Origin of the sequence: Acinetobacter lwoffii, from assembly GCF_019048525.1 — a bacterium.
Lineage (GTDB): Bacteria > Pseudomonadota > Gammaproteobacteria > Pseudomonadales > Moraxellaceae > Acinetobacter > Acinetobacter lwoffii_K.
This window is the reverse complement of the sequence record NZ_CP077369.1, coordinates 313,107-326,371: the sequence shown is the minus strand read 5'-3', so window position 1 is coordinate 326,371 and position 13,265 is coordinate 313,107. Positions and strand designations below refer to the sequence as shown.

Genomic DNA, 13,265 nt, shown 5'->3' with positions numbered 1-13,265 from the left:
TGTGCGTTATATGCTCTACATTACGCCACGTCAGGCTCAAGATTCAAGAGCTCACCGTAAACTAAATTCAAAGTTTTAATTTCGGTAATTTCAATCTCGGCAAAGCGGCCTACCCAGGCAGGGTCACCAATAAAGTTAACATAACGGGTATTGTCCGCCGTACCAACCAGAATGTTCGGATCTTTATCAGAAACTTTTTCGATGAGTACACGCTGGATGGTCCCGAGCATGGCATCCGTCTTGTCAATGCTTGAACGCTTAATCCATTGCTGAACTTTGGCTAGACGTTCTTTTTTCACATCTTCAGAAATCGTATCTTCCAGTTCTGCTGCCGGTGTGCCCGGACGTTTTGAATAGATGAAACTATAAGAGTGATCAAAATCCAGATCTTTAATGAATTGATAAGTCTCTTCAAAGTTTTCATCAGTTTCACCCGGAAAACCAATGATAAAGTCTGAAGATAGGTGCATATCTGGGCGAACTGCACGTAACTTTTTAATCTTCTCGATATAGACATCAATGGTGTGGTTACGCTTCATAGCCTGAAGGACATCATTGGAACCGCTTTGTACCGGCAGATGCAGATGTGAAACCATTTGTGGTAGGTCGCGATAACACTGGATCAGGTCGTCATTAAATTCCAGTGGATGCGAGGTGGTATAACGAATCCGGCCAATACCCGGAATATCCGCAACCAAACGCAGCAAATCGGCAAAGGTACAGATATTGCCTTCAAAAGTTTCACCACGGTAGCCATTTACGTTCTGACCCAAAAGTGAAATTTCACGTACGCCTTTTTCTGCCAAACCCGCAATTTCTGCGAGGACATCATCCAGTGGACGGGACACTTCTTCACCACGCGTATAAGGCACCACACAGAAAGAACAGTATTTAGAACAGCCTTCCATAATCGAAACAAAGGCTTTATAGCCTTCAACACGCGGTTCAGGCAGGAAGTCGAATTTCTCGATGTCCGGGAAGGAAATATCCACCAGTTTGATTTTTTCTTTTTTCGGCTTTTCGATCTGCTCAAAATGCTGATCCAGCATTTGCGGCAAACGGTGCAGGGTTTGCGGGCCAAAGATCATGTCGACATAATTGGCACGTTTCTGGATGTTGTCGCCTTCCTGAGACGCTACACAACCACCGACACCAATAATCAGGTCAGGATTTTTATCCTTTAGTTTGCGCCAGCGGCCCAGCTCGGAGAATACTTTCTCCTGTGCCTTTTCACGGATCGAGCAGGTATTCATCAGCAGAATATCGGCATCTTTAGGATCAGTGGTCAGCACATAGCCATGAGAATCGCCTAACAGGTCTGCCATACGGTGACTGTCGTACTCATTCATCTGACACCCTTGTGTTTCGATGTACAGTTTTTTGACTGAAGCATCGCTAACTGGGGTGTGCGCTGGCTGGGTAACAGTGTTTTCTGAGGCAGCTGGGGCACCATTCGGAATGAAGGTTTGAACCGTCATGTAGGCTCCTACAAGGTAATACGTTGAAAGAGTGAACGAACAGCCTGATTGATGCATCAAACAGGTGAATAAAAATTCAATTCACGGACTGAAATCTTGGAAAGGCGCATATTTTAGCAGGAAAGTCGCTTAAACTTATAGCCCAAATTAACTGTGGAAAAATATTGATTTATGGGCAAAAATTGTCTGTAGATTAATATTGCTTAATCATAAGGTTACATAACTGAACAATAGAGTGGGTTATAATCTTCAAACTAGCTCTTATGATATGCAACATGGGCTAAGCACAAAATCGATGATAGAAGGCAAAGGGATGTTGAAACACACTAAAACTATGTATAAATACTATAAATTAATTACTTTAAGTGTGGCATGTATCTGTTCAGCGAGTACACAGGCAGCAGAAGAACAATTTAATGATGCCTTGCGTGCAGCCAATGCAGGTAATACTGAACTGTTACAGCAATATCGTCTGTCTATGCAGAATGATGCCTTGGGCTATTATCCGGAATACTGGATTTTAAACCAGAATCTTGCCATGCAGCCTGTCAGCCAGATTATCAGCTTTGCCCAGCGTTACCCTCAATCTGCTATGGCTGAAAAGCTGGCAGCAGACTATGTCGAAGAAAAAGTAAAAATGGCAGACTTTAGCACTGCCCAACCGGTATTGCCTTATGTGACCAATGCCGATCCTGCCGAAGCCTGTGCAGTGGCACAAGTGCGCGCCAAAGCTGGCGATGAACTGGTCTATGCCGAGTTTAAAGAAGTCTGGTTAACCACCAATAGCCAGCCTGATTCTTGTACTGGTCTAGGTCGGATGATGCTATCCAGTCCACTCATGACCTCAGAAGACCGTCAGCAGCGACTCTGGGGGCAACTTCGTGCCGGACAGTCAGGTCAGGCCATTGCGACAGCGCAAGGCATTGGTCTAAATCTGTCTCTGGCACAACTGAATTCGATTCAGGCCAATCCCACCAATTATTTGTGGTCTGCGCCTAAAAGTACTGCGGCAGAGCATGCCTATCTGATTTATGCGCTGGGACGTCTGGCCGATAGCGATTTGGACTCAGCTTTGTCTATCGTCAAGCGGACCGCGGAAGGTACACCAGTACAGGTACAACGCGCCTTATATCGTGCTGTCGGTTATATCGGTGGTACCACAGTCATGAAAAACAACTTCAACCGGGAAGTGTTAAATGCGCTAGATGCCAGCTATGGTCTGCCATTTAGCCCGGAAGAAGCCGAGATTTATGCGCGTCAGGCGATTCGTTTTAGTGCCTGGGAAAGCCTGGTCCGTGCGATTGATAGCATGAGTGTCAACCAGAAGCAGGAAGATCGCTGGCAATATTGGCTGGCGCGTGCCAGCGAACAACGTACTGATCGTGCTTCCAAACAGGCAGCAGAAAGTATTTATCGTAAGCTGGCGACCGGAGATGACTATCACAATCTTCTGGCACGCGACAAGCTGGGGCAGGTGACTGCGAGTACACCAAATCCAGCGCAGCCATCCAATCAGGCTATGCAGCGCTTGAATCAGGATATTCATTTCCGCCGTGCTTTCACCTTACGTAATATCAGCGCCCCGGAGAACTATATTAACCGGGAATGGAACTGGGCAGTGCGTCAGGCTTATCTAAAGAAGGATGATGACCTGTTGCTGGCCGCGGCAAAACGTGCCATGGATATGGGCTGGTATGATCGTGCCATTTATGCCGCTGACCGTACCGCGAACAAACATAATTATAACTATCGTTATCCAATGCCACATCAGAATTACGTGGTCAGCCATAGTCGAAATGCCGGTATAGATCCGGCCTGGGCCTATGGTTTGATGCGTCAAGAAAGTCGTTTCAATACCGTCGCACGTTCACATGTCGGGGCGGGTGGTCTAATGCAGATTATGCCGGATACGGCCAAGTTGGTGGCCCGTCAAATGGGTGAAGCTTATAACCCGGCGGCACTTACCGATATGAATACCAATATTCGCTATGGAACATTCTATTTATCTACGATTCAGCGTCAGCTTAGCGATAGTCCGGTGCTGGCAACAGCAGGCTATAATGCCGGTCCAAACCGTGCCCGCCGCTGGCAGCCGGAATTTCAGGGAATGGCCGCAGATCAATATACTGAAAGTATTCCTTTACTCGAAACCCGAGATTATGTGAAACATGTCATGACCAATGCCACGCATTACGGTATCTTGTTAGGACAGGGGGCACAGTCAGTGGGTAAACGCATGCAACTGATACCATTACGTAATACACAATAAAATTAAAATTATTGGGGGATGGTAATTTATTCATGAAAATAATGAAGGATCGTCGAGTCTGGGCTGGATCGGTTGCGCTTGTAGTATTGACCAGCAGTCAGGCAGCATTTGCTGCACCAACAGACTATGTCATGGATGTACAAATGGTCCCGGCCTTATGTAGCTTGTACCCGGAATATGCCAAGAAGCGAAAATGTCTGGAAGGTTATTCGCTGAATATCTCCGGCTTATATCCTCAGACTACATCACAAAATTGTACGACCAATAGCTCCGCGAAACTGTCACCACTGCAGTCCAAGGTAGTGGCCAGGATCATGCCGGATGACAATACCCGGACAATTTTATGGCGCAATATCGGTGGCTGCGTGCCGATGAATGCCAGTCAATATTTCCGGACGATTATCAATTATGCAGATCGTCTCAAAGTGCCTGCGGAACTGACGGAACAGGAAAATATCACGATTTCTGTCGATACATTGCGAGCCAAATTCCTGAAAATTAATCCGCAATTACCGGGCAATGCCTTGCGATTCAACTGCCAGCAGACTCAGTCAGCTAGCGTGCTTACCTCGATCAAGGTCTGTTATCGCCCCAATGGCAATTACAAATCCTGTCCTGCCAACATTATTAATACATGCCCAAAAACTGTCACAATAAAAGGAACATACTGAGCTTTTTTGCCGATTTAATTTATATTTCCTATCAGACTTTAGGTGAAATCCGTCCTCTTTTATATGCATCTGGCAAAGGATTGGAGTACAATCTTTCGCGTTTACGATTATTAGATTAAATACTAACTATTTAATCGCATTGAATATCCTCAATTGGAGATAATTAGATGAAGCAAGCAGTTCGTGTTGCCGTTACTGGCGCTGCAGGTCAAATTGGTTACAGCCTATTATTCCGTATCGCAAGCGGCGAAATGCTAGGTAAAGATCAACCAGTGATTTTGCAATTGCTCGAAGTTCCTTTTGAGAAAGCTCAACAAGCGCTTAAAGGCGTAATGATGGAGCTTCAAGATTGTGCATTCCCATTACTAGAAGACATGATCGGTACTGATGATCCTAAAGTTGCATTTAAAGATGCTGACTATGCGTTATTAGTTGGTTCACGTCCACGTGGTCCAGGTATGGAACGTGCTGACCTGCTTAAAGTGAACGGTGAAATCTTCATCGGTCAAGGTCAAGCATTGAACGAAGTTGCAAGCCGTGACGTTAAAGTTCTAGTTGTTGGTAACCCTGCAAACACGAATGCTTACATCGCAATGAAATCTGCTCCAGATCTTCCAGCGAAAAACTTCACTGCAATGTTACGTCTTGACCACAACCGTGCTGCATCTCAAATTACTGCTAAAACTGGTAAAGCGGTTAAAGACATCAAAAATCTTACAGTTTGGGGTAACCACTCTCCAACCATGTATGCCGACTACCGTTTTGCAACAATTAACGGCGAAAGCGTTAAAGACATGATCAACGACCAAGAATGGAATGCAAATACATTCCTTCCGACTGTTGGTAAACGTGGTGCTGCGATTATCGAAGCACGTGGTTTGTCTTCTGCTGCTTCTGCTGCTAACGCTGCAATCGACCATATGCGCGATTGGGCTCTTGGTACAAATGGCGAATGGGTAACTATGGGTATTCCTTCTGACGGTTCTTACGGTATTCCTGAAGGCGTAATGTTCGGTTTCCCTGTAACGACTGAAAACGGTGAATACAAAATCGTTCAAGGTCTAGAAATCGACGAATTCAGCCGTGAACGTATCAACGTTACGTTGAACGAACTTGAAGAAGAGCGCGCAGCAATTGCTGATATGCTTAAATAATTTGATCTTTTCAGATTAAGTTGAAGAAAAGCACTCCATTTGGGGTGCTTTTTTTATGTCACTCACTTTAATCAACAAAAAATAACAAGCTGTGAAGGAGAGACAACTGAGTTTTCGCTATGAGCGATCTAAGGTAGAGACAAGATTATAGATAAAAAAGATGGAGGTTCAGATGTTAGAACAACGCGCCACCTTCGAACTTTTCTTTGAACAATTGGGTCTGGATTCGAGTCCGGAAGCGATTGATGAGTTTATTAATACGCATCAAATCGGTATGGATGTGCCCCTGCATAAAGCTCCTTTTTGGAGTAAATCACAGCATGACTTTCTGATCAGTCACTGGAAGAAAGATGATGACTGGGCCATTTTTGTCGATGTGTTAAATGAACAATTACATATTGAGGCAGAGGGTTCAGGTTCCTGTGACATACCGAGCCATAAATCAACCTAAGAATTCGAATCTCAACACGCTCATAATTTAACATTACGATGGAGTCTATTTATGCTTACGGAACAACAGTTAACTTTAGAATTATTATTTGAACAATTGGGTTTGCCTTCTGATGAAGCCTCAATTAATCAGTTTACCCATACCCATCAATTGCCATCTGAAGTCGCATTGCCAGATGCCGAATTCTGGAGTGAGGGACAAAGTGCCTTCCTGCGTGAACATTGGCACCAAGATGATGAATGGATTGTCATTATTGACAAGTTAAATCAGCTTTTACATGTGGAAAGCGACAAACAAAGCGTTTAAATGCATTCATACAAAAAGAAACAACAAACCTAGTCAAAGGACTAGGTTTTTTTTGCCTTATCTTATAAGTTAGATCTATAAATAATTACAATTTATCTGATATAAGGAGGGCGCGATGCTCGCAAAGAACCAACCATCCTTAGAGCTCTTGTTTTCTCAGCTCGGTCTCGCCAATAGTCCTGCGGCTATTGAATTGTATGTACGCACCCATCAACTGCCAGCAGGGCTGTCCTTGCATGATGCGCCATTCTGGAATAAAGCCCAGCGTTCTTTATTAATCAGCCATTTGGTACAAGATGATGATTGGGCAATTTGGGTCGATGAACTGAATCAGCAACTGCACATGGACGCTTATAGACGTCAACCTGCTTGATCATTTTTCCTATATTTTTCTGATATTTAAAATAAGATGATATAGCTTGTATTAAAAAACGCCTCATTTGAGGCGTTTTTGTTCTTTGGCTTAATGCATTTTGCTTTTTAATATTTTGTTAAACCATTCGTGCTGACGATAATCATTAAATGCATGATGCTGCTGTAATAATTCCAGCTCAAATTCGGCAGTGGTGGTGTACTTACCTAACCAGTGGCGGGTCAGGGCCGGCTCATTTTTACTGGCACTGGCATAGGCCAGAAAGAAATAAATGTCCCCATGTTCATAACTGGCCATTGGCTTTAAAATTTGCTGAGTAATCAGGGCGAAATGGTGCTCTTTGGTCAATTCAAAAAACATCATATAAGCCTTGGCCAGATGCAAAGATAGGTTGATATACATGCGCAGCGGCATTTCTTCAAATTCTACCCGGCCTTGTTCCAGCAACACTACGGCTTCTTGCAGGAAATGTCGCTGTTCCTGACGCAGTTCACTTAAAGTCACCAGCTGTAAACGAAGATCAGCACGTTCAAGCGTTAATTCCGGCGTATTGCCTTTTAAATACAATTGGTCAGTTTCACCCAGACGTTGAATAATCTGTTTGGTCGTTAATCGCATCAACGCAATCCTCATTTCTCAATAATGGCTATATGAGGTTAAAAATTAAAATTTAAAGCGGCAGCGTGTCTTAGAGTAGTGAGGTATCACTTCTTAGCCAGGCGGTAATGGATAGGCGTTGCTGTTTAGAGATTAAAACTTCATGTAATAAATCGCTCTGGAACAGCGCCATTCGGTTCGGTTTTGGCTGGATAATATGCCACTGGCCATGTTTGTCCTGCAGGCGTAGTTCACCGCCCCAGTCCGTCTGCCATTGTCCATGTAAATAATACACACTGGAAATCATCCGGCCATTTTTATCTTGAGGATTGTCGCGGTGCAGGGTATAGAACTCACCCGCGTGATAGCAAGCGAAATGTGCTTCGACATCTTTGATGCCTAAATAAAACGCGCGGTTTAAAATTTGGGAAAATTGTTGAAGTGTTTGGATGTGTAGGTGGGAAATTTGAAATTCAGGTTGTAACCAAAGAATATGATCACTACGGATGTTGTTAACTACACCATTTTGAATGGCTGCATTACGAAATTCGTTTAAGTGGCTTAAGCATTCTTGGCTCACTGCATGTTGATATTCGCTAGAGTAAGCATCGTCAACAATACTAAAGCCATGTTGATCTAAATCATCTAAGATTTGATCAACATTCCAATCCCCTGGGATGATAACTGCTTCCATTTTTTCAATTCTCGATAGTGTGGTAAAAAAAGGTCCGCTATTTTAGTTCAATAATCGTTTCTGAACGAAATAGTTTTTCATGTTAAAATAGCAATTGATCTTAGGAATAATTGAAACATGAATTACCGTCACTCTTACCACGCAGGCAACTTTGCCGATGTCATGAAGCACGTTTTATTGCTTCAGTTGTTGACTCGACTGAATGCAAAAGACAAACCTTATCGCTATGTAGATACACATGGTGGTGCAGGTAAATATGATTTGTCGACTGCCGAAGCGCAAAAATCAGGTGAGTTTTTAAACGGTATTCATCGTCTTATTAAGCTGGATGATTCGATCAAGCGTAATGCACCTGAAGGCGTACAACAATATTTGAAAGTTGTCGAAAAAATGCGTGAAAACTTTGGTAAGGGTGCTTATCCCGGTTCACCTTGGTTTGCCCTGGAAGGCATGCGTGAAATTGATAAAGCGACCATTTTTGAAATGCAGCGTGATGTATTCCAGCAACTTCGTCATAATATTTTTGACAAGCGTGCCGGTTTGCATGAGCGTGATGCATACGAAGGTCTGTTGGCAGTCATTCCGCCAAAAGAAAAACGTGGTCTGGTGATGATCGATCCGCCATATGAACTGGAACGTAAAGATTTCCCGCAGTTGGTCGAACTGCTGGTTGCTGCGTATAAGAAATGGCCGACAGGTGTATTTGCCGTTTGGTATCCAATTAAAGACCGTGCCATGATTGAACGTTTTGAGAAGAAAATGTTTAAGACTGGTATCCGCCGTCAACTGGTTTGTGAAGTCTGTGTATGGCCGGATGATACCCCAGTAGGCCTGAACGGTTGTGGTTTGCTGGTGATTAACCCACCTTGGAAATTCTCTGAAGATGCTGATGAAGCACTACAGTGGTTATTCCCGCATCTTCGCATGAGTGAAAACGGTGGTCACGCTGCAGTTCGTTGGTTAGTGGGCGAATAATTTTTTCAAAGATCAGGTCATAGCTAGGATCGACAAGAATGACAAATATAAGCAAACCGGAACGTGACTCTTCAACTGAAGTGCCTTTCGATGGCATCACCTTTGAGGTAGAAGAAGAGGAGCATACCCAGGAAGGGCAAAAAGTTAAGCGTCGAGGCATCTATCTATGGCCGAACCTGATTACAACGGCAGCGTTGTTGTCAGGTTTCTACTCCATTATTGCCAGTATGAATGGTGATTTTCAGCAAGCTATTTATGCGATTTTTATTGCGGCATTACTGGATGGACTGGATGGACGTGTGGCACGTGCTATTGGTGCACAAAGTCCGTTCGGTGAACAATTTGACTCGCTTTCTGACATGCTGGCTTTTGGCGTAGCTCCCGCTATTTTGATGTATAGCTGGGGCTTGAGTGATTTGGGCCGTATTGGTCTGGCGGCTTGTTTTGTTTATACCGCATGTGCTGCGTTCCGTCTGGCACGCTTCAATGTACAGATTGGTGTGGTCGACAAACGTTATTTTATTGGTGTCGCAAGTCCTCTGGCTGCCATCATGATTGTGTCACTGGTCTGGGTCGGTCTGGATTTTCCAGAAATCTTTGATATTCGTGAACCTTCTCTTCAGGTCATTAATGCAGTGGTCATCATTGCGGTAGGCTTGTTGATGATTTCCAATATCAAATACTATTCATTTAAAACTGTAGAACGTAAACGGGTTCCATTTTTTGTCCTACCAATTGCCGTATTCGTCTTTGCAGCGATGACTTATAATATTCCTGTCGGCATTCTGGTCATTTCTATTCTCTATGCCTTGTCTGGTTTTGTAACCACCTTTATGGCAAAAAGATCGAGTACATTATAAAAATATAAGGAGTTTGAGATGCGGTTTCTTCAAGATTTTCTAGATCGTTCGAAACAGCTAAATCAGACTCCTGCTGTTTCGCGCTATCCCGCCTATCATGGTCCTACCTCAAAATATAAAATTATTCATCAAGGTTTGATGATCCCCGGGCTTCCGGCACCGCTCTATTATTTAAACTTTATGAGTATTATCGGGCAACCCAATGCACCCATGCTGTCAAACCCGAGCGCAATCGAAACCACAGCCTTAGATACCGCCACCGTGATTTGCAGTTCGAGTCCGCATATGGTGGGGCAATTACATCACTACTCGGTCAAGCAGGACTGTCATTTTAAATCGGGTCTGTTTCAGTTTCTGGATCGGGAGCAATTGAGCGGAAATTTCCCAAATTTTCGTTTGCTACGTTCTGACTCGGAGCTCAGTTTGGATTTAAATATTCAAACTATTCAACTGATTTCTCATTTTACCAAAATGCGGTTTTCCTTGGCAGATCACTGGTCTTTGCTATGTCATTGTCAGGGAACGGTGAACTATAAAGCACAGCAATATACGATTGATGGTCTGGGAAGCTTTGAATACGCGCGAAGTTTTAACTTTCCTTATCTGCCTTTGGCCTTCCTGACTTATCAAATTATTAATCTTAGTGAAAACCGGCAACTGTTGTTGGCGCAAATTCGGGGTGGTTTTAATCGTATTGTTCAGTCGCGGATCTATCTGCGTGATTTAAAAAACATGCGGACCCAAATGTTCGATCGCAAAGTTTATTTTAAAGTTCATCGTGTTTATCCGCGTGTCACGACACCTAATGGGCAGAGTATGTATTTGCCGCGCGAATTTGAATGGTGTTATGAAAATGCAGACGGTACTTGTATCTGGGTACAAGGGCAAAGTCGTGGAGATTTTAAATTTGGCCTGGCAGCGGGCTATGTAGGAAGTTTTAGTTATCAAGTGAAAATAAATGAAGAAACCGAAAGTGGGGAAGGGGGCTATTGTGAATACATAGATTGTCGGCCTTTACGCTTTCAGGAACAGAATAAAACAGAAAAAAGATTAAGTCATTTATCCAATTCAGTCCCTTTACTGCTCAAGAAATGAAGAAAAGTGCGATTTTTGTAGAATAAATAAACAGTCGTGATATTTTTGCTGAATTATTTAAAAATAGGGGTTGTATTGGGTTGGGAATGCTGTAGAATGCACATCCATCGGCGGTGATGAAGATTAAAACTTCTGATAAAACAGTGACTTAGTTAAGATTGATTGAGTTGGGTTTTAGAAAGAAAGTTTAAAAATAATCTGATTTACTGGTTGACTTTCTAGAGATAGAGAGTAATATAGCCGACCTAGCTTGCTGGTGACGAACCAACAAGAAGATCATTAAGAGATTATGAAGAACAACTTGTGTGGATTTTTACTGGTTGATTGATCGAAATTATTTTCATTGATTGATGGTAGAAATTACTCGAAGTTTATTTGAGAAATATTTGTCAGAAAATTGATGAGCCAAGATTGGCACCCTTTAAGGTGCTACATAGTATTAAACTGAAGAGTTTGATCATGGCTCAGATTGAACGCTGGCGGCAGGCTTAACACATGCAAGTCGAGCGGGGAAAAGTAGCTTGCTACTTAACCTAGCGGCGGACGGGTGAGTAATGCTTAGGAATCTGCCTATTAGTGGGGGACAACATCTCGAAAGGGATGCTAATACCGCATACGTCCTACGGGAGAAAGCAGGGGACCTTCGGGCCTTGCGCTAATAGATGAGCCTAAGTCGGATTAGCTAGTTGGTGGGGTAAAGGCCTACCAAGGCGACGATCTGTAGCGGGTCTGAGAGGATGATCCGCCACACTGGGACTGAGACACGGCCCAGACTCCTACGGGAGGCAGCAGTGGGGAATATTGGACAATGGGGGGAACCCTGATCCAGCCATGCCGCGTGTGTGAAGAAGGCCTTTTGGTTGTAAAGCACTTTAAGCGAGGAGGAGGCTACCGAGATTAATACTCTTGGATAGTGGACGTTACTCGCAGAATAAGCACCGGCTAACTCTGTGCCAGCAGCCGCGGTAATACAGAGGGTGCAAGCGTTAATCGGATTTACTGGGCGTAAAGCGCGCGTAGGTGGCCAATTAAGTCAAATGTGAAATCCCCGAGCTTAACTTGGGAATTGCATTCGATACTGGTTGGCTAGAGTATGGGAGAGGATGGTAGAATTCCAGGTGTAGCGGTGAAATGCGTAGAGATCTGGAGGAATACCGATGGCGAAGGCAGCCATCTGGCCTAATACTGACACTGAGGTGCGAAAGCATGGGGAGCAAACAGGATTAGATACCCTGGTAGTCCATGCCGTAAACGATGTCTACTAGCCGTTGGGGCCTTTGAGGCTTTAGTGGCGCAGCTAACGCGATAAGTAGACCGCCTGGGGAGTACGGTCGCAAGACTAAAACTCAAATGAATTGACGGGGGCCCGCACAAGCGGTGGAGCATGTGGTTTAATTCGATGCAACGCGAAGAACCTTACCTGGTCTTGACATAGTAAGAACTTTCCAGAGATGGATTGGTGCCTTCGGGAACTTACATACAGGTGCTGCATGGCTGTCGTCAGCTCGTGTCGTGAGATGTTGGGTTAAGTCCCGCAACGAGCGCAACCCTTTTCCTTATTTGCCAGCGGGTTAAGCCGGGAACTTTAAGGATACTGCCAGTGACAAACTGGAGGAAGGCGGGGACGACGTCAAGTCATCATGGCCCTTACGACCAGGGCTACACACGTGCTACAATGGTCGGTACAAAGGGTTGCTACCACGCGAGTGGATGCTAATCTCAAAAAGCCGATCGTAGTCCGGATTGGAGTCTGCAACTCGACTCCATGAAGTCGGAATCGCTAGTAATCGCGGATCAGAATGCCGCGGTGAATACGTTCCCGGGCCTTGTACACACCGCCCGTCACACCATGGGAGTTTGTTGCACCAGAAGTAGGTAGTCTAACCTTAGGGGGGACGCTTACCACGGTGTGGCAGATGACTGGGGTGAAGTCGTAACAAGGTAGCCGTAGGGGAACCTGCGGCTGGATCACCTCCTTAACGAAAGATTGACGATTGGTAAGAATCCACAACAAGTTGTTCTTCATACGATGTATCTGAGGGTCTGTAGCTCAGTTGGTTAGAGCACACGCTTGATAAGCGTGGGGTCACAAGTTCAAGTCTTGTCAGACCCACCAAATCTGACTAACGAAGCATGAAAGTGCTGAAGCAAACAGAACAGAACGATACATTGACTTATTGATAAGCTGGGGACTTAGCTTAGTTGGTAGAGCGCCTGCTTTGCACGCAGGAGGTCAGGAGTTCGACTCTCCTAGTCTCCACCAAATTTCAAGATCATAAAAGAGCACTGCTTTTACTTGAAATTTAAGCAAGAAGCTACGCTTCGCGCAGTATGTAAGCATA

At 44.4% G+C, this 13,265-nt stretch carries 12 protein-coding genes, 2 tRNA genes and 1 rRNA gene; 12 read left to right on the top strand and 3 right to left on the bottom strand.

Annotated features, from left to right (window positions below; all coding sequences use genetic code 11):
- Positions 1–20: 20 nt before the first annotated feature.
- Complete coding sequence (gene miaB / locus I6L24_RS01520) at positions 21–1,478, bottom strand: tRNA (N6-isopentenyl adenosine(37)-C2)-methylthiotransferase MiaB (protein ID WP_216986317.1); 1,458 nt, start codon at positions 1,476–1,478, stop codon at positions 21–23.
- Positions 1,479–1,812: 334 nt separating this feature from the next.
- On the opposite strand from miaB, the gene I6L24_RS01515 reads away from it, so the two are divergent.
- The 6 genes from I6L24_RS01515 to I6L24_RS01490 all read left to right on the top strand — a co-directional run bounded on the left by I6L24_RS01515 (position 1,813) and on the right by I6L24_RS01490 (position 6,702).
- Positions 1,813–3,747 (top strand): lytic transglycosylase domain-containing protein, encoded by a 1,935-nt coding sequence (locus I6L24_RS01515; protein ID WP_216986605.1) that lies wholly within the window; start codon positions 1,813–1,815, stop codon positions 3,745–3,747.
- Positions 3,748–3,779: 32 nt separating this feature from the next.
- Positions 3,780–4,418 (top strand): ribonuclease T2 family protein, encoded by a 639-nt coding sequence (locus I6L24_RS01510; protein WP_153567136.1) that lies wholly within the window; start codon positions 3,780–3,782, stop codon positions 4,416–4,418.
- A gap of 167 nt (positions 4,419–4,585) precedes the next feature.
- Complete coding sequence (locus tag I6L24_RS01505; RefSeq protein WP_216986316.1) at positions 4,586–5,572, top strand: malate dehydrogenase; 987 nt, start codon at positions 4,586–4,588, stop codon at positions 5,570–5,572.
- Between the two features lie 172 nt (positions 5,573–5,744).
- Entirely contained in the window at positions 5,745–6,023 is a 279-nt protein-coding gene (locus I6L24_RS01500; protein WP_216986315.1) for a DUF2789 family protein, read from the top strand.
- Between the two features lie 51 nt (positions 6,024–6,074).
- On the top strand, positions 6,075–6,329 hold the full coding sequence (locus I6L24_RS01495) for a DUF2789 family protein (protein ID WP_004645105.1): 255 nt from the start codon (positions 6,075–6,077) through the stop codon (positions 6,327–6,329).
- A gap of 115 nt (positions 6,330–6,444) precedes the next feature.
- Positions 6,445–6,702 (top strand): DUF2789 family protein, encoded by a 258-nt coding sequence (locus tag I6L24_RS01490; protein ID WP_004645106.1) that lies wholly within the window; start codon positions 6,445–6,447, stop codon positions 6,700–6,702.
- Between the two features lie 90 nt (positions 6,703–6,792).
- On the opposite strand, the gene I6L24_RS01485 is transcribed toward I6L24_RS01490, so the two are convergent.
- Positions 6,793–7,320, bottom strand: coding sequence for a hypothetical protein (locus I6L24_RS01485; protein WP_004281425.1), 528 nt, complete (start codon positions 7,318–7,320; stop codon positions 6,793–6,795).
- Positions 7,321–7,390: 70 nt separating this feature from the next.
- Positions 7,391–7,993 carry a 2OG-Fe(II) oxygenase gene (locus I6L24_RS01480; RefSeq protein ID WP_004281424.1) on the bottom strand — a complete coding sequence of 201 codons (603 nt, stop codon included), beginning with the start codon at positions 7,991–7,993 and terminating at the stop codon, positions 7,391–7,393.
- A gap of 117 nt (positions 7,994–8,110) precedes the next feature.
- Here I6L24_RS01480 and I6L24_RS01475 point away from each other — a divergent pair, with 117 nt between their 5' ends.
- The 6 genes from I6L24_RS01475 to I6L24_RS01450 all read left to right on the top strand — a co-directional run bounded on the left by I6L24_RS01475 (position 8,111) and on the right by I6L24_RS01450 (position 13,186).
- Complete coding sequence (locus I6L24_RS01475) at positions 8,111–8,968, top strand: 23S rRNA (adenine(2030)-N(6))-methyltransferase RlmJ (protein WP_044113156.1); 858 nt, start codon at positions 8,111–8,113, stop codon at positions 8,966–8,968.
- 38 nt (positions 8,969–9,006) lie between these two features.
- Positions 9,007–9,828 carry a CDP-diacylglycerol--serine O-phosphatidyltransferase gene (pssA, locus tag I6L24_RS01470; protein ID WP_005108642.1) on the top strand — a complete coding sequence of 274 codons (822 nt, stop codon included), beginning with the start codon at positions 9,007–9,009 and terminating at the stop codon, positions 9,826–9,828.
- Positions 9,829–9,846: 18 nt separating this feature from the next.
- A complete protein-coding gene (locus I6L24_RS01465) occupies positions 9,847–10,923 on the top strand; it encodes a DUF6670 family protein (RefSeq protein WP_216986314.1) in 1,077 nt (358 codons plus the stop codon).
- A 441-nt stretch (positions 10,924–11,364) separates the two neighbouring features.
- Positions 11,365–12,902: ribosomal RNA gene (locus I6L24_RS01460) — 16S ribosomal RNA — on the top strand.
- Positions 12,903–12,962: 60 nt separating this feature from the next.
- Positions 12,963–13,039: transfer RNA gene (locus I6L24_RS01455), tRNA-Ile, on the top strand.
- 71 nt (positions 13,040–13,110) lie between these two features.
- Positions 13,111–13,186 (top strand) — tRNA-Ala (locus tag I6L24_RS01450).
- Positions 13,187–13,265 lie beyond the last annotated feature (79 nt).